Consider the following 25,630-nt stretch of genomic DNA (forward strand, 5'->3'; position numbering starts at 1 on the left):
ACCGGGCGCGGTCAGTCCGTCAGGTCGGCCACCGTCAAACCGGTGCGGACCGGATGGGTCACCTCGCCCACCCCCATGTCCTTGAACCCGCTCGACGTGCCCACGCACACCACCGGCCCGTCGAAGTCCCGGCGCAGCTTCCGGTAGCCCGCCAGGCCCGCCGCCCCCGACAGCTCCTGCCATATGCCCTGCCGCGCCAGGTCCCGCTGGGCGGCGCGCATCTCGTCGTCCGTCACGAGCACCGCCTCGCCGCCGCTGTCGCGCACCGCCAGCACGCCCCGGTGGCCGCCGACCGATCCCGCGATCCCGTACGCCCGGCTGGCCCCCAGCTCGACGACCGCCGCGGGTGAGCCCTCGGCCAGGGCCCGCGCGTTGGGGCCGCCCGCGGCCGGCTCGCAGGAGAACATTTGCGGCACGTCCCCGGCCGCGCCGAGCAGCCGCAGCTCGGTGAAGCCCTTCCACATCCCGAACAGCAGCTCGGCGTACCCGGTGGGTGCGAAGACCGCCGCGGGGACCCGTCCGAGCTGCCGGAACAGCTCGTACGCGATCGTCTTGTACCCCTCGGGGCCGAACGGGTGGCCGGTGTGGGTCACGGTCTGGTTGGTGACCGGATGGTAGCCCAGCCGCTCCACGACCTCCCGCAGCAGCGGCCACCGCTCCTCCACCGGCACGGAGAACACCTTGGCCCCGTACGCCCGCACGAACGCCTGCACGCCGGCCGGCGAGTCCGCCGAGGCCAGCACGATGGCGGGCAGCCCGGCGCGGGCGGCGTACGCGGCGGCCGAGGCGCCGTGGTTGCCGGACGAGGCCACCACCACCCCGGCCGCCCCCTCCGCCAGGGCCGCGCTGACCGCCACCCGGTTCAACCGGTCCTTGTGCGACCAGGTCGGGTTCTGGGACTCGTCCTTGACGTAGATCCCGTCGAACTCCAGCAGCGGCGTCCCGCCCTCGCCCAGCGTCGGCGCCTCCAGGGACGGCAGCAGCGGCGACCACCGCGCGATGTCCGGCCCCGGCTCCTGGTCGAACAGACCCTTGTCGACGCGCGTGTAGTCGTAGACGACCTCGACCGGATAGGCGATCTCGCCGGTGCTGGTGCGGGGGCAGCCCCTCGTGAGCGGCGGGGACAGCGGGAACTCGATCGAAGGGTCACCCAGCGAGCGCTGGCGGATGGCAAGTGAAGATCCGTTCACGCGCATGGAGTTTATATGGCTATCATGGTGATATCACTTCGATAGCAAGGAGTCGCGATGGAACGTCGTGCTTTCCGGGTCAACGGATTCCTGGTCCTGCTCGTCCTCATCCTGCTGGGCGGCGCGGCGCTGGTCTCGATCGAGACGCTCGGCATAGCCTGGATCGTGCTCTTCGCGCTCGCAGCCTCCGGCTTCACCGTGGTCAACCCCAATGAGGCGAAGGTCGTGCAGTTCCTCGGCCGCTACGTCGGCACGGTCAACGTGGCGGGGCTGCAGTGGGTGACGCCGTTCACCACCAAGCGCCGCATCAGCCTCCGGGTGCGCAACTTCGAGACCGCCAAGCTCAAGGTCAACGACGCCGACGGCAACCCGGTCGAGATCGCCGCTGTGGTGGTCTACAAGGTCACCGACACGGCCAAGGCCGCCTTCTCCGTCGACGACTACGAGGAGTACATCGCGATCCAGTCCGAGGCCGCCGTGCGCCACCTCGCGACCACCCACCCGTACGACTCGCACGAGCCCGAGCGCACCAGCCTGCGCGACGGCGCCGAGGTGGCCGGCGAGCTGACCGCCGAGCTGCGCGAGCGCACCGAGCTGGCCGGCGTCGAGGTGCTGGAGGCCCGCATCACCCACCTGGCCTACGCGCCGGAGATCGCCCAGGCCATGCTGGTGCGCCAGCAGGCCAGCCAGGTGGTGGCCGCCCGCACCAGGATCGTCGAGGGCGCGGTCGGCATGGTCCAGCTCGCGCTCGACCGGCTGGCCGCCGAGGGGGTCGTGGAGCTCGACGAGGAGCGCAAGGCCCAGATGGTCTCCAACCTCCTGGTCGTCCTGTGCGGCGACCGGGCGACCCAGCCGGTGGTGAACGCCGGCAGTCTGTATGCCTGAGCGGAAGAAGCTCCTGCTCCGCCTCGACCCGGCCGTCTACGACGCCATCGCCAAGTGGGCGGCCGACGATCTGCGCAGCATCAACGCGCAGATCGAGTTCGCGCTGCGGCTGGCGCTGAAGGAGGCCGGGCGGGAGCCCGGCAGGAGCTCTCGCAAGGAAGAGTGAAAACCTGCACACTCTAGACATGTTGTGGGCAGGCAGGACCGCCATCGAGATCGCGGCGGCCGTCCGGCGCGGCGACGTCACGGCCACCACCGTCCTGGAGGAGCACCTTCACCGCATCTCCGAGCGGGATTCCCGGGTCGGCGCCTTCCGGCTGGTCAGGAAGCAGGCGATGGACGAGGCGCGGGCCGTGGGCGACCGCCGCGACCTGGCCGACCTGCCGCTCGCCGGGGTCCCGGTGGCGGTGAAGGACAACCTGGAGGTGGCCGGCGAGCCCACCCGTGGCGGCTCGGCGGCCACGTCCGGCGCGCCCGCCCGGGAGGACCATCCGGCCGTGGCCCGCCTGCGCGCGGCGGGCGCGGTGGTGGTCGGCCTGACCAACCTGCCGGAGCTGGGGCTGGTCGGCTTCGGCGACAGCCCGTACGGCGTCGTGCGCAACCCCTGGAACCTCGCCCGCACCGCCGGCGGCTCCTCCTCGGGCAGCGCGGCGGCGGTGGCGGCCGGGATGGTGCCGATCGCGCTCGGCAACGACGGCATGGGGTCGCTGCGCATCCCGGGCGCCTGCTGCGGCGTGCTGGCCGTCAAGCCGGGAACTGGCCTGGTCCCGCCGCCCGCCGACGACTGGGACGGGCTCACCGAGAACGGCCCGCTCGCCACGACCGCGGCCGACCTGTCGCTCGCGCTGTCCGTCCTGGCCGCCGACCCGGCGCTGGCCGAGGCGTGGCGTACCGGCCACCGGGTCGAGCCGAAGCCGCGCATGCTGCGTTCGGTCTGGGCCGACGACGACGAGGTGTGGGAGCCGCAACCGCCGCAGGACAGCCCGGAGCCGTTCGACCTGCGGGTGGCCTACGCCCCTCAGCCGCTGCCGGCGGGCCTGCCCGTCGACCGGGAGTTCCAGGCGGCGGTGCGAGCGGCGGCCGAGACGTTGCGGCACGCCGGGCACACCGTGGTCGAGCACCCGCACCGCCTGCCCGCCTGGCTCGGCCCCGCCGGGGTGGCCACCTGGCTCGGCCGGGCCGCCGCCGCCGCCGACGGCCTCGATCCGCACGCGCTGGAACGGCGTACCCGCGCGCTCGCCCGCGCCGGCCGCGTGCTCAGCAGGATCGGCCTGGACGGCAGGCGCGGCCGCGAGCGCTGGAGCGGCTACGGCGCCGACACCTGGTTCGGCGACGCCGACGTGATGATCACGCCGGCGCTCGCCGCCCTGCCGCCGCGCGCCGACCGCTGGGGCGGGCGCGGCTTCCTGCCCAACCTGCTGGCCAACGTCAGGTACGCGCCCACCACCGGCCCGTGGAACCTGTGCGGCTGGCCCGCGATGGCCGTGCCGGTCGCCACGCACTCCAGCGCGCTGCCGATCGGCGTGCAGCTCGTGGCGCCGCCGGGCGGCGAGCCGCACCTGCTGGCCCTGGCCGCCCAGCTCCAGGCGGCCCACCCGCCGCTGCGCCCGCCGGGCTTCTCCTAGACGCTCGGCATTTCCTAGACGCCGGCCGGGTGCCAGACGGTCTTGGTCTCCAGGAACCGCGTCATCCGCCCGAGCCCCGGATCGGCCGTCCAGTCCTCGCGCACGGGACGCAGCACGCGCTTGAGGTTCTCGGCCGCCTCCTGCTCGCAGCGCAGCGCCAGGTCGGCGTCCTCGACCCCGGTGAGGTCGAGCGCGTTGACGTCCATGTGCGCGGCCAGCCAGGGCGCCAGCTCGGCCTGGTGACCGGTCAGGATGTTGACCACCCCGCCCGGCAGGTCGGACGTGGCCAGCACCTCGGCCAGCGTGATCGAGGCGAGCGGCGCGGGCTCGGAGGCGACCACGACGCACGTGTTGCCGGTGACGATCACCGGCGCGACCACGGACACCAGCCCGAGCAGCGGATCGGCGGGCGCGACCACGGCCACGACCCCGGTCGGCTCCGGCGAGGACAGGTTGAAGTACGGCCCGGCCACCGGGTTCGCCGACCCGCGCACCGCCGTGATCTTGTCGGACCAGCCCGCGTACCAGACCAGCCGGTCGACCGCCGCGTCCACCGACTCCAGGGCGGCCTTCTTGCCCAGGCCCAGCTCCTCGGCGAACTGCCCGCGTCGCCCCTCCAGCATCTCGGCGACGCGGTAGAGGATCTGCCCCCGGTTGTAGGGGGTCGCGCCGGACCAGCCGGGAAACGCCTTACGCGCGGCCACCACGGCGTCGCGCGCGTCCTTGCGCGAGGCGCGCGAGGCGTTGGCGAGGAAGTCGCCCTTGGGCGAGGTCACGGGATAGGACCTCCCACTCTCCGAGCGCGGGAAGGCCCCGCCGATGTACAGCTTGTAGGTCTTTCTGACGGACAACCTACTCATCGCCCCGACCTCTCCACGTGGACTCCTGCGACGTCTGAACCGGGGCGAACACCTGGCCGCACCTGCTGACGCCGCAGCGGTGGGCGTACCAGCCGACGCGTACGGGCCGGCCGGCGCGGGCGAAGGCGTGCCCGCGGGTGGCCTGGGCACGCCGCCCGGACCGCCCGGCACGGCGATGATCACACGTCAAGGTAGGCCTCCAGCCCCGCGAGCCCGCCCTCACGTCCGTACCCCGACTCCTTGTAGCCGCCGAACGGCGAGGTGGGGTCGAACTTGTTGAACGTGTTGGCCCAGACGACCCCGGCCCGCAGCCGGTCGGCCATCCACAGGATGCGCGAGCCCTTCTCGGTCCAGACCCCGGCCGACAGCCCGTACGGGGTGTTGTTGGCCTTCTCCACGGCCTCGGCCGGGGTGCGGAAGGTCAGCACGGACAGCACCGGCCCGAAGATCTCCTCCCGGGCGATCCGATGGGACTGGGCGACCCCGGTGAACAGGGTGGGCGGGAACCAGTAGCCCCGGTCGGGCAGCTCGCACGCGGGCGACCAACGCTCGGCGCCCTCGTCGGCCCCGGCCTCGGACAGCTCTCGGATCTTGGCGAGCTGCTCGGCCGAGTTGATCGCGCCGATGTCGGTGTTCTTGTCGAGCGGGTCGCCGAGCCGCAGCGTGCCGAGCCGCCGCTTCAGCGACTCCAGCAGCTCGTCGTGCACGGACTCCTGCACCAGCAGCCGGGAGCCCGCGCAGCAGACGTGGCCCTGGTTGAAGAAGATGCCGTTGACGATGCCCTCGACCGCCTGGTCGACGGCGGCGTCCTCGAACACGATGTTCGCGGCCTTGCCGCCGAGCTCCAGCGTGAGCTTCTTGTCGGTGCCCGCGACCGTGCGGGCGATGATCCGGCCGACCTCGGTCGAGCCGGTGAAGGCCACCTTGTTCACGTCGGGGTGGGCCACCAGGGCGGCGCCGGTCTGGCCCGCGCCGGTCACGATGTTGACCACGCCGGGCGGCAGCTCGGCCTGCTGACAGATCTCCGCGAACAGCAGGGCGGTCAGCGGGGTCGTCTCGGCGGGCTTGAGCACCACCGTGTTGCCGCAGGCCAGCGCGGGAGCGATCTTCCAGGCCAGCATGAGCAGCGGGAAGTTCCACGGGATGACCTGACCGGCCACGCCGAGCGGCTTGCTGCCGAACCCGGCGTAGGCCAGCTTGTCGGCCCAGCCCGCGTAGTAGAAGAAGTGGGCCGCGACCAGCGGCAGGTCGACGTCGCGCGACTCGCGGATGGGCTTGCCGTTGTCGAGGGACTCCAGGACGGCCAGCTCGCGGGCCCGCTCCTGGATCAGGCGCGCGATGCGGAACAGGTACTTGGCCCGCTCGGCGCCCGGCAGGGCGCTCCACACGCCGAACGCCTTGCGCGCCGCCTGCACGGCCCGGTCGACGTCGTCGGAGGAGGCCGAGGCGACTTCCGCCAGCTTCTCCTCCGTCGCCGGGTTGACCGTCTTGAAGGGGGAGCCGGAGCCGTCCACGAACTCACCGTTGATGAACAACCCGTACGACGGCTTGAGATCGACAATGTCGCGCGACTCTGGCGCGGGTGCGTAGTCGAACATCGCCGTCACGCCAGGGTGAGGTATAGGGACATCACCTTGCCAGCGTAGACGGTCGGTCCGAGTGCTCAGAGGGGCCCGGAGCTCCTAGGACAGGAGTGACAGGCGGTGCGCCGCCGCGGCGGCCTCTCCGCGCGTGGTGACACCCAGCTTGGCCAGGATGTTCGAGACGTGCACACTGACGGTTTTCGCCGAGATGAACAGTTCGGCGGCGATGTCGCGGTTGGTGCGTCCCTGGGTCACCAGGCGCAGCACCTCCAGCTCGCGCGGCGTCAGCAGCTCCGACGGCGTCTCCTGGGCCTGCGGGCCGCCGCCCACGCGGCGCGACAGCGCCTCGATCTCCTCGGCGAGCGGGGTGGCGCGCAGCGCGGCGGCGAGCGGGCGCGCCTGCCGGAGCCGGGTCGCCGCGCCCTCCCTGTCACCGCTCCTGGCCGCGGCGCCGGCCGCCCGCAGCAGGGCCTTGGCCTGGTTGTGCGGACGCATCAGCCGCTCCCACGCCGCCGCAGAGGCGTCGAAGTCGCCGCTGTAGGACAGCCGGTACGCGTCCGCCACCGGCCCGCTGATCGTCAGCTCGGCCGCCACTTCCGCGGCGTGCGCCCGTACCGCGGCGGTCCGGCCGGGTTCGAGGTCCTCCGCCGCGTCGCAGACCGTGCGCAGCAGGGAGAGCAGCCGCCAGCCCAGCATGGCCTTGCTCGGCAGCCTCGGATGCGACAGCGCCCGCTCGGCCACGGCCAGCGCCGCCCACGGCTCGCCCTTGAGCAGGTGCCAGCCGATGTGCAGGCGCGCGTTGCTGATCACGTCCTGGACGAAGTCTTCGGGGCGGTCCTTGAGCACGCCGATCTCCGACAGGATGCCCTCGACGCGCTGCAGGTCGCCCCTGGCCAGCCCGATGTCGGCACGCACGCGCAGCAGGGCGTACTGGGTGCGCAGGACGGGCCCGTAGTTGAGCGCGCTGTCCACGAGGTCGAGCGCCTCGTCCCAGCGGCCGAGCGACTCCAGCGCCTCGGCCCAGTTGTTGAGGATGAACAGCCCGCTGCCGCGCAGCCTGCCGTACTTCTTGGCGTACTCCCAGCCCTCCTCCGACAGGCGCAGGGCCTCCTCGGCGCGGCCCATGTCGATGAGGGAGTCGATGTTGTTGCCGATCGCCCTGACGATGATGCGGCCCGAGCTCTCGGTCTTGCCGAGCGTCATCGCCTGCTCGTTGACGGCGATGACCCGCTCCAGCTCGCCTCTGAGCGAGTGGCCGAGCGCCAGGTTCATCAGCAGGTCGCCTTCGAGGCATTTGTCGCCGGACCGCCTGACCAGGTCGAGGCCCTCGTGGATCAGCTCCTCGCCCTCGGTGACCTGGCCGCGGAGCATGAGCTGCCTGCTCAGCGGCATGACGACCTCCGCGCGCACCGGGCCGGGCTCGGGCACCAGCCGCAGGGCGTGCCGGAGCAGCTCGATCACGCCCATCTGCCCCTTGGACGCCTTGAACGACGCCTGCCGCACGATGAGCTGGGCCACCCGGCCCGGCTCAGCGGTCTCGTCCAGCTCGGCGAGGGCGGCCTTGACGAACTTCACGCCCTTGTCCACCTCGCCGCCGGCGTTCGCGGCCTCGGAGGCGCGTTCGAGCACGGCGGTGTGGTCGACGCCGATGCGCCGGGCGGCGTCGGGGACCCGGTCCCAGAGCATGAGCACGCGTTCCAGCAGCGGCACGGCCTCGGTGTAGGCGTACGCCTTGAACGACTTCTGCGCGGCCTCCCAGGCCGACACCAAGGCCCAGAGGTCGTTGCGGGCGCCGTACCAGTGGTGGGCCAGCTCGACGGCGGCGCGGCCGGGCGGGACGAGCGAGCGGTCCTTGGAGATCTCCTCGGCGTACCGGGAGTGCAGGCGCTGGTGCTCGCCCGGCAGCAGCTCCTCGTGCACGGCCTCCTGGATCAGCGCGTGCCGGAAGACGTAGGCGCGGTTGTCGGCGATCTGCAGCACGTTCCCGGCGATTGCGGGGCGCAGAGCCGCCTCCAGCTCGATCTCGGACAGCCCGCTGACGGCCGCCAGCAGCGCGTGACCGACCCGGTTGCCGCCGGCCGCGGCCATGCGCAGGACGCGCTGGGTGTCCTCGGGCAGCCGTTCGACGGCGCTGAGTATGAGGTCCTGCATGGACTCGGGGAACGTGCAGTCCTCGCCGCCGTCGAGCAGCGCCTCCACGAACAGCGGGATGCCCTCGCTGCGTTCGTAGACTTTCTGAACCTTCACATATTCCGGCGCGGCGCCGAGGATGCCGGCCATCTGGGCGGCCACCTCGTCGCGCGACAGGCGGGGCAGGTCGAGACGGTGGACGCCGTTCACCCGGCCGAGCTCGGCCAGCACGGGGCGGAGCGGATGTTGCCGGTGCAGGTCGTCGGAGCGGTAGGTCATGACGATGAGCACCTGCGGGGCGTGCAGGTTACGGCTGAGGAAGGCGATCAGGTCGCGGCTGGAGCGGTCGGCCCAGTGGATGTCCTCGATGATGAGGACCGTGGGGCGGGTGTCCGCGAGGCGTTCGAGAAGGGTGAGGAACTGCTCGAAGAGCCGGGCGCGGCCCGTCTCCGTCTCCCCGTCGCCGCTGGGCTCGCCGAACTCCGGCAGCAGCCTGGCCAGGTCTCGCTGGGCTCCCTCGGGCAGCAGCGCGGCCACCGCGGCGGGGCCCTGCTCCCTGACGAGCTGCCTGAGCGCGGCGGTGAAGGGCGCGTAGGCAAGGCCCTCGGCCGACAGCTCCACACAGCCGCCGACCAGCACCTGCGCGCCGTCGGCCACGCAGGACTCGGCGAAGCGCTGCACGAGCCGGCTCTTGCCGACCCCAGCCTCCCCGCCCATGAGCACGGCCGTCACCGTGCCCTTACGTGCCTCGTCGAAGCTCTCTGCGAGAGCGGCGAGCTCCTCCGCCCGCCCGACGAAGACGGGACTCACCGAACGTCCCAGCATGTCGTTCAGCATGCCATGCCCTATCAATCAGTTTCGACGGGGTTTAGGGGGGTTGAGAGGCCCGGCCGCCACTACTGATCACGCGGCCGGGCTCTCTTGGGGCGGTCATGACGAACGGCGCTTGCCGAAGACCGAGCGACGCTCGGCCTTGTTGCCCTTCATGGCCTCGCGTACGCGACGGTGCTCGGCGGCGGCCTTCCGGAGCTCGCTGGCGTGGGACTTCATGAGCTCGTACTCGAGTTCGGGGTTCATCGTGTTCTCCTGAACATTTGCTGCTTTTCCCTGACATCTTCAATGTTCGGCCTAAGGCCCGGCCCGCCACATCAGGTGGATGACCTATCTGCGGGCGTACGCGGGGCCGGACATACCTAGGACAGGGCCCGTCCCGCCTTAGGCGGCGTTCCCGTCCGTCCGGTTTGGAGGTAGTGGCCCTGGTCGGCGATGCTGTGAGGGTGTCAACTGTGACTACCTCGCTCGCGGACGTCGCCTCGTCCCACGCGACGCTGCGCGCCTTCCTGCACGGCCTTCCCGGAGTCGACCGGGTGGGCGCCGACCAGCGGGCGGCCATGCTCGGCACCCGTTCCATCAAGACCACGGCCAAGGCCCAGGCCATCGACCTGGCCATCTCCATGGTCGACCTGACGACGCTCGAAGGCGCCGACACGGCGGGCAAGGTGCGGGCCATGTGCACCAAGGCCGTGCACCCGGGCGGCGGCGCCCCCAAGGTGGCCGCGGTCTGCGTCTATCCCGACATGGTGGAGGTGGCCGTCCGGGCGGTGGCCGGGTCGGGGGTCAAGGTGGCCTCGGTCGCCACCGCGTTCCCCAGCGGGCGCTCCTCGCTGGAGGTCAAGGTGAGCGACACGGCGCTGGCCGTGGCCGCGGGCGCCGACGAGATCGACATGGTGATCGACCGCGGCGCGTTCCTGTCCGGCGACTACGTGAAGGTGTACGACGAGATCGTCGCGATCAAGGCCGCCTGCGGCGCCGCGCACCTGAAGGTGATCCTGGAGACGGGCGAGCTGGCGACCTACGACAACGTGCGCCGGGCGTCCTGGCTGGCCATGATCGCGGGCGCCGACTTCATCAAGACCTCCACCGGCAAGGTGTCCCCGGCGGCCACGCTGCCAGTGACCCTGATCATGCTGGAGGCGGTGCGCGACTTCCGCGACACCACCGGCCGCCAGGTGGGCGTGAAGCCGGCCGGCGGCATCCGCACGACCAAAGACGCCATCAAGAACCTGGTGCTGGTCAACGAGACGGCGGGCGACGACTGGCTCTCCCCCGACTGGTTCAGGCTGGGCGCGTCCTCGCTGCTCAACGACCTGCTCATGCAGCGCCAGAAGCTCGCCACCGGCCGTTACGCGGGTCCCGACTACTTCACCCTCGACTGAGGGTGACGGCCCTCGGGCGGCTCTACGAGGTGTTCGGAGCCGTCGCCAGGCCCGCGAGCGTGCCCGGCTGCCCCCACTGCGTCGAGCCGGGCGAGCAGGCGTGCCTGCTGTCCGGCCCGGTCTCCGCGATCGAGGCCGGCTCGCTGGCCCGTTACGCCGCCAAGGCGCTCACCACGTGGGGGGACGTCCCCGCCTTCCGTTACTTCCTGCCGCGCCTGCTCGAATGCGCGGCGGCCGACGCGTTCCCCTACCCCGACCCGGAGATCGTCCTCGGCAAGCTCGCCCTCGCGGGCTGGCACGGCTGGCCGGCCGGCGAACGCGCGGCCGTCACCGCGTTCCTGCACGAGTGGTGGCTCGGCACGCTGCGCCGCCATCCGTCCCGCCCGCCGGCCGGCACGGTGTTGTGCGCCGTCGCCGCCACCGGCGTCGACCTGACGCCCTTCCTCGACGCCTGGGCCGGGCTGGGAAGCGAGGCGGCGATCGCCCACCTGCACGACTTCGTCACCGACGGCCTGTCCGGGCGGCGGCTGACCAACGCCTTCTGGGATCGCGACGCCCCCGCCCACGCCCAGGTCCTCGCCTGGCTCGGCGACGGGCCCGCGGCCCGGGCGGTGGAGGCCGCCTTCGCCCGGGAGAGCCGCGAGCCGGTGCTCGGCCTGCTCGCCGACGTCCACGAACGGCTGCCGCGCTTCTAGAGCAGCGCCTCGACCAGCAGCACGATGCCGAACACCGCGAACGCGGCGGCGGCGCCGTACCGGATGACCTTCTCGGGGAGGTGCTTGCCGAGCAGGCGGCCCACCAGGATGGCCAGGGCGTCGGCGGCGACCATGCCCACGGTCGAGCCGATCCACGTGCCGACCCAGCCGTGCTGCGTGGCCAGGGTGATCGTGGCGAGCATCGTCTTGTCGCCCAGCTCGCTCAGGAAGAACGCCACGGTCACCGCGACCAGGACGTTCCTGGTCGTACGCCGGGCCTTGTCCTCCTCCTCCTTGGTCAGCTCGTCGCCCCGCAACGTCCACAGGGCGAACCCGAGGAAGGCGATGCCGGCCACGATCGAGATGGCCGTCGTCGGCAGCGCCTTGCCGACCAGCCCGCCCACGGCCACGCTCAGCAGGTGCACGACGGTGGTGGCGATGGTGATGCCCGCGAGCACGGGCCAGGGCTTGAAACGGGTGGCGAACGTCATCGCCATGAGCTGGCTCTTGTCACCGAGCTCGGCCACGAAAATGACCGCGAGACTGATCCAGAACGCTTCCAACCGGTCCTCTTTCCCGCGACCAGACCGGAAGCAGGCACCCGGGGGATCTTCGGGCACGACTTTCGGCCCGGCAGCGTCTTTGTCCATGACTGCCAGGCCGAAGGTCTCGTCCGCCCGTCAAGGCCCGTGTGACCGGGCGCGATCACGCGCCAGTATGTCGATCACACGATTGGGACTACTCCCCTTCGGAATTACCAACACACCATAACAGCCCACGTGAAGCCGTCATTCCGCCGGTCAGGCCCCCTGCTCGGACACCGGCTCGGCCGTCAGTGTGCAGCCGACCAGCACCGGCTCGTTGACCAGTGTCACGCCGAACTTCTCCCGCACCCCGTCGCGCACCTCCACGGCCAGCCCCAGCAGGTCGGCCGTGGAGGCGGCGCCCGCGGGGTTGGTGAGGGCCAGCGTGTGCTTGGTCGAGATGCGCACGGGGCCGCGCTCGTAGCCCTTGGGGAAGCCCGCCTGCTCGATCAGCCAGGCGGCCGGCACCTTGACGCGGCCGTCGGGCATGTCCCAGCTGGGGTGGCCGGGAGCGCGTCCGGCCAGCTCGGCGGCCTCCTCCGCGGTCAGGATCGGGTTGGTGAAGAACGAGCCCGCGCTGCGGCTGTCGGGGTCGGCCGCCGGATCGAAGACCATGCCCTTGCCCCGCCGCAGCCCCAGAACGGCCTCACGGGCCGGCCCGAGGGGCACGCGGCCGCCGAGCTCCACCCCGAGCCGCCCGGCCAGCTCCTGGTAGGCCACCGGGCCGGACAAGTCCGACACATCCAGTGCGTACGTCACGGCGAGCACCACGTGCCGCGACAGGTCCCGCTTGAACGCGCTGTCACGGTAGGAGAACCCGCACTGGCGCGCCTCCAGGTCGATCACCTGCCGGGTAAGCCGGTCGTAGGCCCGTACGCACCTGATGGTCTGCGCCACCTCCTGGCCGTACGCGCCGACGTTCTGGATCGGCGTCGAGCCCACCAGGCCCGGGATGCCGGACATGCACTCGATGCCGGACCACCCCTCGGCCACGGCCCGCTCGACCAGCGAATCCCAGTCCTGGCCGGCCTCGACCGTGAGCAGCACCTGCTCGCCGTCCCTGGAGACCGTCACGCCCTCGGTGGCCACCTTGACGACCAGGCCGTCGAAGCCTTCGTCACCGATCACCACGTTGCTGCCGCCGCCGAGCACCAGGGTCGGTACGCCGTTCATGTCGGCCTCGGCGACGAGGGACACGAGCTGCTCCGCCGTAACTGCCTCGGCGAAGTCGCGGGCGGGGCCGCCCAGGCCCAGGGTGGTGTGCGGCGCGAGCATCTCCATGGCCACCAAGCTTATGAGCCCCCCAGCCCCCACAACACCCTCCCCAACCCCGCACCGCCTCGGCCGCGCCTGCGGCGACGCTTCCGATCGGCTTCCCGGGTCAGGGGCGGGGCGATGGTGGGGGGTCAGCTGTGGAGGGGCTGGTCGTGGTGGTGGGTGGAGTTGAGCCGGCGGACCGGGAGCGGGCCCTCGGGCACCACCAGCCCGCCCTCCAGCGCATGCGAGAACTCCAGGTCGGCCTCTTCGCCGCGTTCGGCGCCCTCGGGGAAGGCGCCCAGCGCCGCCGCCCTGCGCACCGCCATCAGGTCGCAGCGCAACGCCCCCACCCTGCCGGGCTCCTCCGCCTCGGCCGCCTGCCACCCCGCCGCCACCGCCCCTTCCACGATGGCCGCCACCAGCGGCGTCAAGGCGTCCCCCGTCAGCGCGAGCGAGGTCTCGACCAGCACGTGCACCTCGGACTCGTCCAGCCGCAACAACTTGGTACGGCCCTCACCCCACCCCGCCGTGCCCCCGGCCGCCCGCGAGGTCTCGGCGACGTGCCACACCACGATCCGCTCCGGGTGCCGTTCGGCCAGCTCGTCCAGGACGTCTCCCGCGCCGTCGACGTTCCCCAGGTCGAGGGCCAGAATCCGGGCGCGCGTGTGGTCGATCACCGACTGGACGCACTCCAGCACGTCCCCGGGCCGGCCGTCCACCAGCAGCCCGGCGGAGACCGTCACGTCCTTGGTCTCGACGCGCTGGCGCTCGGTGTTGACGCCCAGGTCGTCCATGCGGTTCGTGGCGAGGGTGCCGTCCCAGACGCGCTGGGCGTGCAGCATCGTGTCGTCGGGGTCGCCGTGCTGGCCGGGGTCGCCGGAGAAGCCCAGCGCGGCGGCGGGGTTCCCGTGCGCGCCCGCGCCCCTGGGCCGGGCGCGGCCCGTGCCGACGCCGGTGGCCGAACCGCCCGTGGTGTCCCGTCCGGTGCCGCTGCTGCCTCCCACCTGTTCAGGGGACGTGGGACGCAGGTGAGCGGGAGGCTTGGCATCGGTCACGGACGACACGGGGATGGAACGGACGGTGGGCCAGACCTGTCGCGCAACTTCACTCATAACAACACGGGCTACCCGCGACCCGCCCGACATATCACCGGATCAGGAGAGCTGTACCACCGCACGCGCCTTCGACAGGACCTTCGCGTCGCCCGCCTTGGCCGTCAGCCCGACGACCACCCGCTTGTCCTGCAACTTCTCCTCGACGACTCCGCTCACCGAGATCGTCGCACCCTGGTCGTCGTCGGGCACGATCACCATCGACGAGAACCGCACGCCGAAGTCCAGCACGGCGCCCGGATCGCCCGCCCAGTCCGTGACGAACCGGCCCGCCTGCGCCATCGTGAACATGCCGTGCGCGATCACGTCGGGCAGCCCGACGGTCCGGGCGAAGCGCTCGTTCCAGTGGATCTGGTTGAAGTCGCCGGAGGCGCCGGCGTACATGACCAGGTTCAGCCGCCGGACGTTGTAGCCCACGGCCGGGAGCTCCTGGCCGACCTCGACCTCGTCGTACCTCACCGTGGCCGCCATCTCAGCCCGCCCCTCCGCGCTCGACGATCGTGTTGTAGGTCGTGCAGACCGGCTCTCCGGCGACCGTCGTCACGTCGCTCCTGATCGTCAGCAGCTCGTTGCGTCCAGCGCTCCTGATGTCGGTGATCGTCGCCGTGGTGACCAGTTCGTCGCCCGCGCAGACGGGCCTGGCGTACTCGAACCGCTGCTCGCCGTGGACCACCATCGCGAGGTTCAGGCCCAGCTCGGGGTCTACCAGCGCCTCGCCGCCCGCCTGCAGGCTGAACACGATGGGGAACGTGGGCGGCGCGATCACGTCGGGGTATCCGGCGGCCCTGGCGGCCTCCCTGTCGCGGTAGACCGGGTTGTTGTCGCCGATCGCCGCCGCGAACTCCTTGATCTTCACCCGGCTGACCTCGTACGGGGCGGCGGATGGATAGGTCCTGCCCACGAAGTCACGGTTCAAGGCCATCAGTGCTCCCTCGTATGTCTTCAACGAGCGCTGCTGAGGCAGACGGTAACAGAACAAGGTTCGGCTGTCGCCGCTCATGGCGTGCTTTTTGCCGGGGCCCGGCTCAGCGCCTAGGAAAGCCCCTCAAAGCAGTGAGAACACGACAAACCGGCGCCCCGTCCGGGACGCCGGTTGTGCGATATGGAGGCAGAAGTACCGCTAGCGGGTTTCGCGGTGCGCGCGGTGGCAGCGGCAGTTCGGGCAGTACTTCTTCAGCTCAAGCCGATCCGGGTCGTTGCGCCGGTTCTTCCGCGTGATGTAGTTGCGGTGCTTGCACTCCTGGCAGGCCAGCGTGATCTTCGGCCTAACGTCGGTGGCAGCCACTTGGGAGTGCCTTTCTACGTTCGGGACATGGACACACCCGTACCCAGGCCGACCGACCTGGGATTGGGTAGTAGCGGAGGCCGGACTTGAACCGGCGACACAACGATTATGAGCCGTTTGCTCTGCCTGACTGAGCTACTCCGCCTTGGCCGGAAACTCCCGGCCCGTAGAGGATACCCGAAGCTGGGAGCACATTAGTAACTCACCTGATCGGGTGGGGTGCTACCAGTATGCCCCAGGAACCTCCGACAACCGAAATCCGATCATGCCACCTGGGTCTCGCCTGGGGAATCACCCGCGGAGGCCATCGCCACACTAGCAGCCACCCTTTGCCGACGCGAACGTCCGGACCAGGCGCGCAGCAACAAACACACCACGGCGACGCCCGTCCACGCGGTGACCAGAAGGGCCCCCGGCGGCCGCCGACGACGCCCGTCCGTACGGTGAACGGGCGTGCCCCCGGCGAACGCCGGCGGCGCGCGTCCCCGCGGCGGACGGATCCGCGCGGGGTGACGGAGGGGTGTCCGCGGCGGACGCCGACGCAGCGGCAGAGGGGGCCCGCAGCGGACGCCTGCGCTCACCCGAGGGTGTCGCGCAGTCAAAGCCAGCGCAGTGGCGAAGTGGGCAGAGCGGGCAGCCCTGGAGTGGACGGCCCTGAGTGTCAGTTCTTCGTGGGAGACCCCAAGCGGGCGGCCCTAAATGGTCAGCCCTGGATGGTCACTCCCCGGGCGGGCGTCCAGCGCTGAGGTGAGGGTCCCTGGGTGGGCAGCAGCCCCTTGGGGCGGGACGGCCCTGGATGGGCAGCCCCAGGTGGGCAGCCCCAGGGGCGAAAAGGGAGCGCGGTGGACACCCGTGCGACGGCGCAAGGGGGCGCGTGCCGCACGGGTGTCCGGCGAGGTGCCGCCCACCCCGACCGCGCCCCGGCTCCTCTACGACGAGCCGCCCCCACCGGCCCCGCGCCTCGGACCCGACACTTCATCCAGGCCCATCAGCCCGGCCCGGCATGGGGCCGGGCTGCGTCGGGGCTGGCCGGGCCGGACCGGGCGGGGGCCGGGTGGGGTTCTCATGCCTGGCGTTCGTCGACGCCGACGGCGCCGACGCCGCTGCCCCAGCTTGCGCATTTGCCCTCGGACCTGCCCGAGGCGCCGGGACCGAGCGTGATCCACGGGCCGACGACGTCCGGGCTCCAGCCGCAGGTGATCACGGCGCGGTACACCCAGGTCTGGCCGGTCGGGTTGTGGCAGTCGGCCCGGCCGACGTAGCCGTCCTCCGGGGCGCGGCCGCTGTTGCACTGGAGGCTGCCGGCCGAGGCGGGGGCGGACGGGATGACAAGCCCGGAAAGGACGGCGGCGACACCAGCGGCGAGTGCCAGTTTCCTGTTCATGTCGTCTTCCTCTTCTGCTCGTTCTGCTTGTGCTGCTCAGGGTTTCGGCGCTGGTCTGCGCTCGAATGCCAGGAAAGCGACCGGGCGCCGGTGTCCAACAGCAGGGCGGACAGACTCGTCCGGAGTCGTCCACACGCGAGCCTGACTCGGACGTCCCTGAAATCCCCCCGGACACGTACGGTCATCGTTCGTACACTGTCGGACAGATGACGGCCGGTCGGGGAGAGGGGCGATGGGCGAGGACCAGGAAGGCGCGGAACCCGGCGTGGAGTCGGTGAGCTGTCACGAGGGTCTGGTGAGGCTTCTCGCCGAGCAGTTCGCGCGGGCGGACGTGTCGTTGCGGGAGCTCCAGGCGCGGGCGGACAGAGCGGGCGGGCCCCGGCTTCCCCGGGCGACCTGCGCGGACATGCTGGCCGGACGGCGGTTTCCGAAGAAGGCGGTGATGGTGACGTTCCTGCGGGCTTGCGGGGTGCCTGAGCATCGGGTGCCGGAGTGGGAACGGGCCTGGGAGCGCGTACGGATCAATCGCATGCCGCCGTCCGGCTTCCAGCTCACCCGGACGGCGCTGGCTCCCTTCGAGGATTTCGGGCTCCCCGACGTCGCCTCCGTCCATCCGCACGCCGGCCCCCTCGGGGGCTGGCTCAGCCGGGCGCCGTGCCTCCCGCGGGGCTGAGCCAGCCGGGCGCCGTGCCCGCCGACACCCCCACCGAGCCCGGCACGACACCTCTCGGAGGCCTTGGCCAAGGGGCTGTACCGCTTGGAGGCCCTGGCCAAGGCGCCACGCTTCCGGGATTCGCTGGGCCTCACGAAGGGGCAGAGCATTCGACAGGCGCTCAGATGGCGAGAAGCGAGGCACCTCCGGCATCTGCCCCGGCGGCCCCGCCGGTCGCCCCTCCCACCGGCGGCGTTCTCCCCGTCGAAGGCCCCCTGGCCAGCGGTTCCCCGGCCGGAGGTCCCCCGGCCGACGCACTTCCGGCCGACGGTCTCCCAACCGGCGCGCTTCCGGGCAGCGCACTTCCGGTTGGCGATCTGCCGGGCGGGGGTCTGCCGGGCGGGGGGCCGTCATCTCGGGGCCTGCCGGGCGAGGGGTTGCTGGGCGGGGATCGGCCGGGCGAGGGGCCTCCGGTAGGTGCAACTCCTGGGGGCGGCCTTTGGGTGAGCAGAATTCCCGTCGATGGAATTGCAGGAGACGGGGGTTCCGACGGCCTGTCCGGCGGGGGCGTTGCCTTCGGCGCTTCCCCGACGGGCGCTCCCTCCGGCGGCGCGCTTCCCGCCGACAGGCTTCCCGGTGAGGGGAGTCCTGGTGACGGGCCGCCTGCGGGTGAGCCTGGGGCCGCCCTGCCCGTAAGCGGTGTTCCCGCCGCCAACGGGCTCCCCGCCGGTGCCGCTTCCCTGGTCGATGGTCTTCCCGCCGACGCTTCCCCGGTCGGCGGGACGCCAGGCGCTCCGGCGGGCGGGGTGGCGGCTCCGGCGGGCGCAGTGGCCGTACCGGCGGGTGGGGTGGTGGGGTCGGCTGGTGGGAGGCGGGGGGTTGGGGTGGGGGCTTTGGTGGTGGCGGGGGCGGTCGGGGTCGGGGTGGTGGTCGGGTTGTGGGTGGCGCCGCGCCATGCGGAGCCCTTCGCGCTCGGCCGGCCGGTCTCGGACGACGGGCGCGCGTTCGGCCCCGGAGGGTCCAGCCGGTTCACGGTGACCGTGAACCCCGCCAACACCGGCGTACGCCTGATCCGCCGCCTGGACGCCGGCATCTCCATGCAGCAGGCCGCCATCACCGTGAACGGCGCCCCCGCCGGCGTGTGGCACCCCCTGCCCGTCGAGAACACCTACCGCTGGCGGGACCAGTCCGTGGACCTGCCGCTGGCGCTGACCTCAGGACGCCGATCGCTGAACGTGGTCAACAGCTTCGTCTCCTCCTCCCTCGACTTCAACGAGTTCCTCTACGTCGTCAAGCAGCAGGTGAAGGGCGTCTGGTCGATCGCCGACACCGTGGACGTGGGGCCGTACCACACCACCAGCGAGGCCGCCCACGGCTACCGGCTCACCGGCCCGCAGACCTTCGCCGACACCCGCCACTTCGCCTACCCACCCCTGGACGAGACCGCGTAGCGCCGGAAACCGCCCAGCACGCGAAACCGCGCAGCGCCGCGTGGCGACAGACCGCCGGGCACGCGAAAGCTCCGGACGCTTCCCCGCGTCCGGAGCTTTCGGGTGTGGGCAACCAACCCTCACCGGCCTACTGCCCGCCGGTCCGCATTCTATGCTTTTGTCCGTTTTGCGTAGAGTTGTGGCGTGACACGCTGGCACGGCCCCCGCGGCATCCTCGTCGAGATCATCACCCTCGGCGCGAGGCAACGGATCAAGGTCACCCAGACCGTGAACGGCCGCCGCTACCTCCTCGGCTACTACGGCACCATCGCCCAGATCGTCCACCACGTGGACCTCGCCGACCTGGTCGAGGTGATCGACCTCCCCGCCTTCGCGTCCCGGAAGGCCAGAGCCTGACAGCCGTACGACACCGAAAAGCCGCCCTTCCCGCACGGGAAGAGCGGCTTGCCCGCAGGACCTACAGGTCCTTGCACCACATCCATTTGCCTTCGATCAGGCATTTGTACCAGCCGTCGTTCGCCGGGTTCCACGCGTAGGCGGGACTGCTCGCCACGCTGATCGTCAGCACGGTCGAGACGGAGAGCAGGATCAGAGCCAGCGCCCGGCGCACACCACGGGCCGCGAACATGTTTCTCATGACCGTCATGGAACACGCCCGTGCTTGGAGCCTTCTTGGGGCTGACTGAAGCCCCAGGACAAGCGCCATCCAACCCGCACAACGAAAAACGCCCGGCTCCAAGTCACCTTGGCCGGGCGTCATATCTGCTCATTACAAGAGCCCCCAAACGGAATCGAACCGTTGACCTTCTCCTTACCATGGAGACGCTCTGCCGACTGAGCTATAGGGGCCTGTCCGCTCGCTGCGGACAGGTGTAACCATACACGGCACTCAGCCATGATGCGAACTCGTACGGGCCTCCACCGCGCCGGTGGATCCGCGGCGCGCGGCAAGATCGATCACCTCGCACAGATCGGCCAGGTCGACGTGGGCGGCCACCTCCTCCACCGAACGGCAGTCGGCGACCAGCCACCCGTTCCTGCGCACCCGCAGCACCTGCCGGCCCGCCCGCATCACCGGCACGACCTCGACGCCGTCGAGGCCGACCCATCGCCTGTCCATAGCGGCACACCCTAGCCGCCGGGTCTCTCAATTTCCGTCCGCCACAGGCGTTACCGCCATGCCAAGTCGGCACCAAGAGGTGTCTAAGAGCCGCGTCCCAGGCTGGTGTCAAACGGACAGAAGGAGCACCGAAATGGCACCCAACATGCTCGGCTTCCGCATCACGCACCGGGCCATGCGCGGGGACACCCGCCGTCTGGCCGAGGTGATGAGCGCGATCGCCGCCGGCGAGCAGCAGGCCGGTCAGGAGCGGCTGCGGGCGATCGCGACGTTCACCGCCAAGCTCTGCGCGGGCATCCACCACCATCACCAGGCCGAGGACAACGTGTTGTGGCCGGTCATCGTCCGCTCGGCGGGCGCCGAGGTGGACCTGAGCGACCTGACCGACGACCACGCGGCGCTCGACCCGCTGCTGGAGGAGATCACGACGGCCGGGGCCCAGCTCGGCACCGACGGGCAGGCGGCCCGGCGGATGGCCAAGTCCCTGGCCGCGCTCGCCGACCTGCTGGACGAGCACATCGAGGAGGAGGAGCGGCTGATCTTCCCGGTCGTCGCCAAGTACGTCTCCGAGGCGGACTGGGAGAAGGTCGAGACCGAGGTCAGGAAGGGCGGGGACGTCCGGTTCGACCTGCCGAGGATCGCCCAGTACGCCCAGCCGGAGGAGCTGGCCGAGCTGCGGCGCCTGGCCGGGCCGGTGCTCATGGTGCTGCTCGCGCTCATGCGGCGCGGCCACCGGCGCCGCCAGAGCCTGATCTTCGGCACGCCGTGATCCCCCTGGGACCGCTCAGCGGCGCGCCCGGCGGCGGGCCGCCTGCGCCCAGTGGGGCGAGCCGACGCGCTCGGCGACCTTCAGAGCCTGCGCGTAGTGGCCCTCGGCCGGCAGCCCGAGCAGCTCGGCCAGGTCGCCGAGCACCAGCGCGACCGGCCCGAGCGTGACCGACCCGCTGCTCATCCCGGCCAGCTCGTCCGCCCACGGCAGCAGGACGCGGTAGGAGCGTCCGGCCACCTCGCGGTCCTCCAGGGCGACGGCGGTCAGGCCGCGCAGCGCCTGCCACATCAGCCAGTAGTAGTTGCGCGGCAACCACGACTCGGGCCGCCACACCCGCCGGGCCGCGTCGAGCTCGCCCGCGGCCGCCAGCGCCCCGGCGTAGATCTCGTGCACAGTGTCGCTGTTCACGCGTTCCCGGATGGCGGCCAGCTCGTCGAGGGAGTCGCGGACGTTCCCGCGGGCCATCCGGACGGCGAACCTGCCCAGAGCGCCCATGGCCCGCGCGTTGACGCCACCGCGCTCGGCCATCTGCTCGGTGAGCCCGGTGTAGACGGCCTCCGCCTCGTCGAACTCGCCCTCGACCAGCTTCCGCAGCGCGCCGAACAGCGCCAGGATGGCCAGCGACATGCCGAGCTGGCCGCTGGTGGACACCGCCACGCCGCTGTCGGCGTGCCGCCTGGCCGCCTCCAGGTCGGTGCGTCCGAGCGCGGCCATGAGCAGCGCGCAGTGGCCCAGCGTGAGGTAGCCGACGAGCCGGTGGGTGCGGCCCAGCTCCAGCAGCTCGGCGCCGACGGCCTCCAGCTCGTCCCGCCGTTCGGGGCTGAGCACGGCGAAGTAGCGGGCGTTGAGCGCCAGGCAGAGCAGGTCGGGACGGCCGAGGCGGCGGGCCAGGGCCACGGCCTCGGCGCCGGCGGCGTCCACGCGGTCGTCGTCGTGCCCCTCCAGCTCGAACACGAGCGCGGCCAGCAGGCGGCAGCGCGTCTCGTCGTCGGGACCGGCGGCCAGCTCGCGCTCCACGGCCTCCATGAAGTCCCTGTTGTAGAGGGAGTCCACCTGGATCGTCCAGACCACGGGGGCTTCGTAGGAGGTCAGCGCGCGGGCGAGCGCGCCGCGCGGGGCGGCCAGCTCGACGGCCCGCGTCCTGGCGGCCAGCGCGCCCAGCACGTCGCCCGCGTGGCCCAGCGCCGAGACCAGTCCGCACAGCAGGTCGAGCCGGGTCGCGTCGTCGGTGGCGAACTCCAGCGCGGCGCGCCACAGCGCCGCCGCCTCGCGGTGCGCGTGCAGGCCCGACGCCTGTACGGCCGCCGCCCTGGCGTACCGCACGGCGTCCGGCGCGGCGGCCTCCAGCGCGTGGTGCGCGAGGGCCGCCACGTCGTTCGGCCGCAGCCGCTCCAGCACCGACACCACGCGCCCGTGCAGCCGGGTACGGCGGATCCGCGCGGTGTCCTCGTACAGCGCCTGCCTGACCAGGACGTGCGTGAACCTGACGCGGCCCGGTCCCGGCTCGGCCAGCAGGCCCGTCATGACGCCGGCCTCCAGGCCGTCGAAGACGGTGTCCTCGTCGCCGTCGTGCAGCGCGATCAGCACGTCCACGTCGGCGTCCCTGCCGACGACGGCGGCGTTGCGCAGCACGGTCTGGGCGGTCGCGGGCAGGCGGGTGATGCGGCGGCGGATGAGGTCGCGCACGCCGGGCGGCAGCGCCTCGGCGGCCTGGGGCCCTTCGGAGGCCAGCAGGCGGGCGATCTCGCAGACGAACAGCGGGTTGCCGAGCGTGCGCTCCAGGACCGTGCGGACGGTGGCGGGGTTGAGGCCGGCGCGCTGGGAGTGGCGTTCGAGCAGCGTGGCGACGGCGGCCTCGTCGAGCCCGGCGAGCTCGACGTGCCTGCTGCCGGTGGCGAGCGCGGCCAGGGTGGCGGTCAGGTCCTCGGTGGTCTCGGCCGGACGGTAGGTGGCGACGACCAGGATCCGCGCGGCGGGGTCCAGGTGCCGCAGCAGGTGCAGGGTCTCGCCGTCGGCCCGGTGGACGTCTTCGAGCACCACGAGCAGCGGCGCGCAGCCCGCCAGGTAGCCGGCCACGGCCCTGGCGAGCTGGAACTGGTTCTGGATGGCGACGCCGTCGTTCAGGAGGGGGGCCGGGCGGGCCGCGTCGGCGGCGGCGGGCGGCCGTACGGCGGCGAGCTGCCGGACGATCTCGCTCCACGCCCAGGCGGGCGGCGCGTCGCCGTCGATCTCCGGGCAGCGTCCGAACGCGACCCGCCACCCGCGCTCGGCCAGCTCGGCCGCGAACGCCTCGGCCAGCGCGCTCTTGCCCGCGCCCGGCTCGCCGCCCAGCCAGACCGTGCGCCGGAGAGGCCGCCCGGCCTCCTCCCGCAGCGCGGCCAGCTCGCGGGCCCGGCCCACGATCGAGGGCTCCTGCGTGGCCACGGGCCGTTCCTGGACGAGTTCGACGACCTCGGGCGCGTGCAGGGACTCGGATTGGCGGAGGATGTCCTGTTCGAGCGCGCGCAGGGCCGGGCCGGGATCGACGCCGAGCTCCTCGGCCAGGTTCTCGCGGGCCTGGCGCAGCACGGCCAGCGCCTCGGCCTGGCTGCCGGACCGGTAGAGGGCCAGGGCCAGCAGGCGGACGGCGTTCTCGCGCAGGGGGTGGGCGTCGGCGTGGGCGCGCAGCTCCGGCACGGCCTCGGCGTGGCGGCCCATCAGCAGCGCGGCCTCGGCCCGGTACTCGACGGCGACGAGCCTGAGCTCGGCCATCCTGGCCGCCTCGGGCGCGGCCCACTCCTCGGTGAACTCGGCGTAGGCGGGGCCCGTCCACAGGCCGAGCGCCTGGTCGAGCAGGTCGTGGGCGACGGTGCCTGCGCCCCGCTTGAGTGCCGCGCCGGCCGCGTCGATGAGGCCGGGCAGCCGCCAGGCGTCCACGGCCTCGTCGGGCAGGCAGAGCCGGTAGCCGGGCGGGGCGCTGACGATCACTCCGGCGGGGGCGCGCGGCGGCCGGTCGGGTTCGAGGACGCGGCGCAGGTTCGAGACGTAGACCTGGAGCGCGGCCAGCGCCTTGGGCGGCGGCTGCCCCTGCCACAGGTCCTCGATGAACCGGTCGGTCGAGACGAGCTGGCCGTCGGCGGCGACCAGGCGGGCGAGCACGGCGCGCTGCCTGGCGGAGCCGAGGTCGAGCCGGCGGCCGGCCATGGTGGCGTGGAGCGGTCCAAGGAGGTGTAACTGGAGCATGGCACCCTTTTCAGTACCGGTAGCGCCCGCTTTCAGTACCGGTAGAAGCCCGCGAAGTCAGATCTTCGCCCGATATCGTCAATGCGCACCGAAGCCCCCGTCTCAGGTGCGTTCATCATCTTCCCACGACCCAGATAGATGCCCACATGATGCGTCTTGATCTTATTTTTCGTGATTTTTCCGAAGAAGACTAAGTCGCCCGGCAGGCCCCGCGCGACGGGCCGCATCCTGCGTACGTGGTCGTCGGTGTTGCCGGGGCCGAGCACGTCCCTTCCGTTGGCCAGGGCGTAGACCCAGCGGGCCAGGCCGGAGCAGTCGAGGCCGCGGGTGCGCGCGGCCGGGCAGGGCTTGATCCGGCCGCTGTAGCCCAGGCAGGTGCCCTTCGTGGGGCCGGGCCGCTCGCCGTGGCCGCCGCCCCACGAGTACGTGATGTCGTACCGCTCGATCTCGTACGCGAGGCGCACGATCCTGGACGGCACGAACGTCGACAACGGCATGGACGCCGTGCCCACCAGCAGGACGACCAGGGCGGTCACCACCAGGACCAGCCGCCGCCGCGCCACCCGTTTCTCCCTTAAGCCGAGATTCCGGGTTTTATCCTACCTATCGCGATTTATCAGCTTTTGAGGTTAAGTGTGACCGTTCCTACCTCGACGACCATCCCGACCTGGCCCTTCGGCTTCGGCTTGGTGGTGAAGGTGAAGGCGGCCTTCTGGCCCCGCTCCAGCTTGCCGACCACGCAGCGCACCGCCGTGCCGCTGAACTTGCACCCGGGGGCCTTGACCACCTTCTGCCCGCCGTACGCGCGCCCGGAGACCACGATGTCCTCGACGGGGTGCGGGCCGGTGTTCGTGATCGTGACCCGGTAGAGCTTCCTGCCCTTGACCAGGCCGGAGACCGACACCCGGGCGGGCGGGTTGGCCAGCGACCTGAGCTGGGACTCCGAGCCGTTGAAGGAGTTCTGGCCGCCGGCCAGCGAGCCCTTCTCCGCCGACTGCCAGAACGTGTGCCGCTTCCAGTTCTTCGGCAGCTCGCCGGGGTCGCTCCCCCAGCGGGCCAGCCAGAGCGGGTTGGCCTTGAACGCGCCGGAGTTGCCCGTGCAGGTCTGCCACCAGCTCGTGGTGGTGTAGATGATCGCGTCCCGGCCGGTCCGCTGCCGGTACTTCTTGGTGAAGTCCTTGATCCAGGTGACCATGTCCTCGGCGGACAGGTCGTAACAGTTGTTCTTGCCGTTCTTGTCCTTGTACGGGTTGTCCTCGATATCGAGGACCCCGGGCAGCGTTTGACCGTCGCTGGTCCAGTTTCCGCCGTTCTGCAGGAAATAGTCGGCCTGCGCTGTCCCGTCGGATTCATGCGGTTGCGCAAAGTGATAGGCGCCGCGCAGGAGCCCGGCCGTCGCGGCCCCGCCGAACTGCGCGTCGAACCGTGGGTTGCGGTAGTTCGTGCCCTCGGTGGCCTGCACGAACGCGAATTTACCACCGCCGGAGGCCACGCTCGCCCAGTCCACGTCGCCCGTCCAGTTGCTGACGTCGACACCGGGAACACCGTCCGCCGCCTCTGCGACCCCCGTCATGCCGACAGCGGCAATTACCGCAATCAACCACAAGCGT

At 71.8% G+C, this 25,630-nt stretch carries 26 protein-coding genes and 2 tRNA genes; 9 read left to right on the top strand and 19 right to left on the bottom strand.

All coding sequences use genetic code 11. The annotated features are described in order from the left end of the window. Positions 1 to 11: 11 nt before the first annotated feature. Positions 12 to 1,190 (bottom strand): threonine synthase, encoded by a 1,179-nt coding sequence (locus tag ACNF49_RS01350; RefSeq protein ID WP_482942557.1) that lies wholly within the window; start codon positions 1,188 to 1,190, stop codon positions 12 to 14. A 57-nt stretch (positions 1,191 to 1,247) separates the two neighbouring features. Here ACNF49_RS01350 and ACNF49_RS01355 point away from each other — a divergent pair, with 57 nt between their 5' ends. From ACNF49_RS01355 to ACNF49_RS01365, 3 genes are read left to right on the top strand one after another with little or no spacing between them, the layout of a single operon-like run. Then, entirely contained in the window at positions 1,248 to 2,075 is an 828-nt protein-coding gene (locus ACNF49_RS01355) for an SPFH domain-containing protein (RefSeq protein ID WP_357966860.1), read from the top strand. Beyond that, positions 2,068 to 2,241 (top strand): type II toxin-antitoxin system antitoxin, encoded by a 174-nt coding sequence (locus ACNF49_RS01360; RefSeq protein WP_357706347.1) that lies wholly within the window; start codon positions 2,068 to 2,070, stop codon positions 2,239 to 2,241. The genes ACNF49_RS01355 and ACNF49_RS01360 overlap by 8 nt, the downstream gene beginning before the upstream one ends. 19 nt (positions 2,242 to 2,260) lie before the next feature. Beyond that, positions 2,261 to 3,700 (top strand): amidase, encoded by a 1,440-nt coding sequence (locus tag ACNF49_RS01365; protein ID WP_482942558.1) that lies wholly within the window; start codon positions 2,261 to 2,263, stop codon positions 3,698 to 3,700. A 14-nt stretch (positions 3,701 to 3,714) separates the two neighbouring features. On the opposite strand, the gene ACNF49_RS01370 is transcribed toward ACNF49_RS01365, so the two are convergent. The 4 genes from ACNF49_RS01370 to ACNF49_RS01385 all read right to left on the bottom strand — a co-directional run bounded on the left by ACNF49_RS01370 (position 3,715) and on the right by ACNF49_RS01385 (position 9,350). Beyond that, entirely contained in the window at positions 3,715 to 4,560 is an 846-nt protein-coding gene (locus ACNF49_RS01370; protein ID WP_357966855.1) for an aldehyde dehydrogenase family protein, read from the bottom strand. A gap of 179 nt (positions 4,561 to 4,739) precedes the next feature. Further along, the gene (locus ACNF49_RS01375; protein WP_357966852.1) at positions 4,740 to 6,158 is read right to left on the bottom strand and encodes an aldehyde dehydrogenase family protein; all 1,419 of its coding nucleotides are present in this window, start codon (positions 6,156 to 6,158) and stop codon (positions 4,740 to 4,742) included. 84 nt (positions 6,159 to 6,242) lie between these two features. Beyond that, on the bottom strand, positions 6,243 to 9,098 hold the full coding sequence (locus ACNF49_RS01380) for a helix-turn-helix transcriptional regulator (protein WP_357966850.1): 2,856 nt from the start codon (positions 9,096 to 9,098) through the stop codon (positions 6,243 to 6,245). Between the two features lie 105 nt (positions 9,099 to 9,203). Then, entirely contained in the window at positions 9,204 to 9,350 is a 147-nt protein-coding gene (locus ACNF49_RS01385; protein ID WP_357966847.1) for a hypothetical protein, read from the bottom strand. A gap of 209 nt (positions 9,351 to 9,559) precedes the next feature. Here ACNF49_RS01385 and deoC point away from each other — a divergent pair, with 209 nt between their 5' ends. Both deoC and ACNF49_RS01395 read left to right on the top strand, forming a co-directional pair. Further along, entirely contained in the window at positions 9,560 to 10,489 is a 930-nt protein-coding gene (gene deoC, locus ACNF49_RS01390; RefSeq protein WP_357966844.1) for a deoxyribose-phosphate aldolase, read from the top strand. 2 nt (positions 10,490 to 10,491) lie between these two features. Then, complete coding sequence (locus tag ACNF49_RS01395; protein ID WP_357966841.1) at positions 10,492 to 11,184, top strand: hypothetical protein; 693 nt, start codon at positions 10,492 to 10,494, stop codon at positions 11,182 to 11,184. On the opposite strand, the gene ACNF49_RS01400 is transcribed toward ACNF49_RS01395, so the two are convergent. The 8 genes from ACNF49_RS01400 to ACNF49_RS01435 form a co-directional block, all read right to left on the bottom strand. Next, the gene (locus ACNF49_RS01400) at positions 11,181 to 11,747 is read right to left on the bottom strand and encodes a TMEM165/GDT1 family protein (protein ID WP_357966838.1); all 567 of its coding nucleotides are present in this window, start codon (positions 11,745 to 11,747) and stop codon (positions 11,181 to 11,183) included. The two genes, ACNF49_RS01395 and ACNF49_RS01400, sit on opposite strands and share 4 nt — an antisense overlap. A gap of 237 nt (positions 11,748 to 11,984) precedes the next feature. Then, positions 11,985 to 13,049, bottom strand: coding sequence for a UDP-N-acetylmuramate dehydrogenase (locus tag ACNF49_RS01405; RefSeq protein WP_357966835.1), 1,065 nt, complete (start codon positions 13,047 to 13,049; stop codon positions 11,985 to 11,987). A gap of 125 nt (positions 13,050 to 13,174) precedes the next feature. Continuing rightward, positions 13,175 to 14,029: a hypothetical protein gene (locus tag ACNF49_RS01410; RefSeq protein WP_357966832.1), complete on the bottom strand. Its 855-nt coding sequence runs from the start codon at positions 14,027 to 14,029 to the stop codon at positions 13,175 to 13,177. Positions 14,030 to 14,179: 150 nt separating this feature from the next. Continuing rightward, a complete protein-coding gene (locus ACNF49_RS01415) occupies positions 14,180 to 14,608 on the bottom strand; it encodes a MaoC family dehydratase (protein ID WP_357966830.1) in 429 nt (142 codons plus the stop codon). Between the two features lies 1 nt (position 14,609). Further along, entirely contained in the window at positions 14,610 to 15,059 is a 450-nt protein-coding gene (locus ACNF49_RS01420) for a MaoC family dehydratase N-terminal domain-containing protein (RefSeq protein WP_357966827.1), read from the bottom strand. A gap of 198 nt (positions 15,060 to 15,257) precedes the next feature. Beyond that, positions 15,258 to 15,422 (bottom strand): 50S ribosomal protein L33, encoded by a 165-nt coding sequence (rpmG, locus tag ACNF49_RS01425; protein WP_019632658.1) that lies wholly within the window; start codon positions 15,420 to 15,422, stop codon positions 15,258 to 15,260. 71 nt (positions 15,423 to 15,493) lie between these two features. Continuing rightward, a tRNA-Met gene (locus ACNF49_RS01430) sits at positions 15,494 to 15,567 on the bottom strand. Positions 15,568 to 16,485: 918 nt separating this feature from the next. Continuing rightward, positions 16,486 to 16,806 carry a hypothetical protein gene (locus ACNF49_RS01435; protein WP_357966825.1) on the bottom strand — a complete coding sequence of 107 codons (321 nt, stop codon included), beginning with the start codon at positions 16,804 to 16,806 and terminating at the stop codon, positions 16,486 to 16,488. 232 nt (positions 16,807 to 17,038) lie between these two features. Between ACNF49_RS01435 and ACNF49_RS01440 the strand changes: the two genes are divergently transcribed. The 3 genes from ACNF49_RS01440 to ACNF49_RS01450 all read left to right on the top strand — a co-directional run bounded on the left by ACNF49_RS01440 (position 17,039) and on the right by ACNF49_RS01450 (position 19,305). After that, entirely contained in the window at positions 17,039 to 17,479 is a 441-nt protein-coding gene (locus ACNF49_RS01440; protein WP_482942559.1) for a hypothetical protein, read from the top strand. An 863-nt stretch (positions 17,480 to 18,342) separates the two neighbouring features. Beyond that, a complete protein-coding gene (locus tag ACNF49_RS01445) occupies positions 18,343 to 18,909 on the top strand; it encodes a hypothetical protein (protein WP_482942560.1) in 567 nt (188 codons plus the stop codon). Positions 18,910 to 19,092: 183 nt separating this feature from the next. Then, on the top strand, positions 19,093 to 19,305 hold the full coding sequence (locus ACNF49_RS01450; RefSeq protein WP_357966819.1) for a hypothetical protein: 213 nt from the start codon (positions 19,093 to 19,095) through the stop codon (positions 19,303 to 19,305). 61 nt (positions 19,306 to 19,366) lie between these two features. Here ACNF49_RS01450 and ACNF49_RS01455 read toward each other — a convergent pair whose 3' ends face one another. From ACNF49_RS01455 to ACNF49_RS01465, 3 genes are all read right to left on the bottom strand, one after another. Beyond that, the gene (locus tag ACNF49_RS01455; RefSeq protein ID WP_357966816.1) at positions 19,367 to 19,546 is read right to left on the bottom strand and encodes a hypothetical protein; all 180 of its coding nucleotides are present in this window, start codon (positions 19,544 to 19,546) and stop codon (positions 19,367 to 19,369) included. Positions 19,547 to 19,685: 139 nt separating this feature from the next. After that, positions 19,686 to 19,758 (bottom strand) — tRNA-Thr (locus ACNF49_RS01460). Between the two features lie 40 nt (positions 19,759 to 19,798). Further along, positions 19,799 to 20,029, bottom strand: a complete 231-nt coding sequence (locus ACNF49_RS01465; RefSeq protein ID WP_357966813.1) for a transposase — start codon at positions 20,027 to 20,029, stop codon at positions 19,799 to 19,801. A gap of 133 nt (positions 20,030 to 20,162) precedes the next feature. On the opposite strand from ACNF49_RS01465, the gene ACNF49_RS01470 reads away from it, so the two are divergent. Beyond that, positions 20,163 to 20,798 (top strand): hemerythrin domain-containing protein, encoded by a 636-nt coding sequence (locus ACNF49_RS01470; protein ID WP_482942561.1) that lies wholly within the window; start codon positions 20,163 to 20,165, stop codon positions 20,796 to 20,798. A gap of 15 nt (positions 20,799 to 20,813) precedes the next feature. On the opposite strand, the gene ACNF49_RS01475 is transcribed toward ACNF49_RS01470, so the two are convergent. From ACNF49_RS01475 to ACNF49_RS01485, 3 genes are read right to left on the bottom strand one after another with little or no spacing between them, the layout of a single operon-like run. Continuing rightward, positions 20,814 to 24,020 carry an ATP-binding protein gene (locus ACNF49_RS01475; RefSeq protein ID WP_482942562.1) on the bottom strand — a complete coding sequence of 1,069 codons (3,207 nt, stop codon included), beginning with the start codon at positions 24,018 to 24,020 and terminating at the stop codon, positions 20,814 to 20,816. 32 nt (positions 24,021 to 24,052) lie between these two features. Next, positions 24,053 to 24,583, bottom strand: coding sequence for a C40 family peptidase (locus ACNF49_RS01480; RefSeq protein ID WP_482942563.1), 531 nt, complete (start codon positions 24,581 to 24,583; stop codon positions 24,053 to 24,055). Between the two features lie 53 nt (positions 24,584 to 24,636). Continuing rightward, positions 24,637 to 25,593 carry a lysozyme gene (locus ACNF49_RS01485; protein WP_498701808.1) on the bottom strand — a complete coding sequence of 319 codons (957 nt, stop codon included), beginning with the start codon at positions 25,591 to 25,593 and terminating at the stop codon, positions 24,637 to 24,639. Positions 25,594 to 25,630 lie beyond the last annotated feature (37 nt).

This window comes from Actinomadura sp. ATCC 39365 (genome assembly GCF_054392275.1).

Coding starts and splice junctions, on each gene's coding strand:
- ACNF49_RS01355 (WP_357966860.1), top strand. CDS start 1,248: ATGGAACGTCGTGCTTTCCGGGTCAACGGATTCCTGGTCCTGCTCGTC.
- ACNF49_RS01360 (WP_357706347.1), top strand. CDS start 2,068: ATGCCTGAGCGGAAGAAGCTCCTGCTCCGCCTCGACCCGGCCGTCTAC.
- ACNF49_RS01365 (WP_482942558.1), top strand. CDS start 2,261: ATGTTGTGGGCAGGCAGGACCGCCATCGAGATCGCGGCGGCCGTCCGG.
- ACNF49_RS01370 (WP_357966855.1), bottom strand. CDS start 4,560: ATGAGTAGGTTGTCCGTCAGAAAGACCTACAAGCTGTACATCGGCGGG.
- ACNF49_RS01375 (WP_357966852.1), bottom strand. CDS start 6,158: ATGTTCGACTACGCACCCGCGCCAGAGTCGCGCGACATTGTCGATCTC.
- ACNF49_RS01380 (WP_357966850.1), bottom strand. CDS start 9,098: ATGCTGGGACGTTCGGTGAGTCCCGTCTTCGTCGGGCGGGCGGAGGAG.
- ACNF49_RS01385 (WP_357966847.1), bottom strand. CDS start 9,350: ATGAACCCCGAACTCGAGTACGAGCTCATGAAGTCCCACGCCAGCGAG.
- ACNF49_RS01405 (WP_357966835.1), bottom strand. CDS start 13,049: ATGGAGATGCTCGCGCCGCACACCACCCTGGGCCTGGGCGGCCCCGCC.
- ACNF49_RS01415 (WP_357966830.1), bottom strand. CDS start 14,608: ATGGCGGCCACGGTGAGGTACGACGAGGTCGAGGTCGGCCAGGAGCTC.
- ACNF49_RS01420 (WP_357966827.1), bottom strand. CDS start 15,059: ATGGCCTTGAACCGTGACTTCGTGGGCAGGACCTATCCATCCGCCGCC.
- ACNF49_RS01435 (WP_357966825.1), bottom strand. CDS start 16,806: ATGAACAGGAAACTGGCACTCGCCGCTGGTGTCGCCGCCGTCCTTTCC.
- ACNF49_RS01440 (WP_482942559.1), top strand. CDS start 17,039: ATGGGCGAGGACCAGGAAGGCGCGGAACCCGGCGTGGAGTCGGTGAGC.
- ACNF49_RS01455 (WP_357966816.1), bottom strand. CDS start 19,546: ATGAGAAACATGTTCGCGGCCCGTGGTGTGCGCCGGGCGCTGGCTCTG.
- ACNF49_RS01465 (WP_357966813.1), bottom strand. CDS start 20,029: ATGGACAGGCGATGGGTCGGCCTCGACGGCGTCGAGGTCGTGCCGGTG.
- ACNF49_RS01470 (WP_482942561.1), top strand. CDS start 20,163: ATGGCACCCAACATGCTCGGCTTCCGCATCACGCACCGGGCCATGCGC.
- ACNF49_RS01475 (WP_482942562.1), bottom strand. CDS start 24,020: ATGCTCCAGTTACACCTCCTTGGACCGCTCCACGCCACCATGGCCGGC.
- ACNF49_RS01485 (WP_498701808.1), bottom strand. CDS start 25,593: ATGACGGGGGTCGCAGAGGCGGCGGACGGTGTTCCCGGTGTCGACGTC.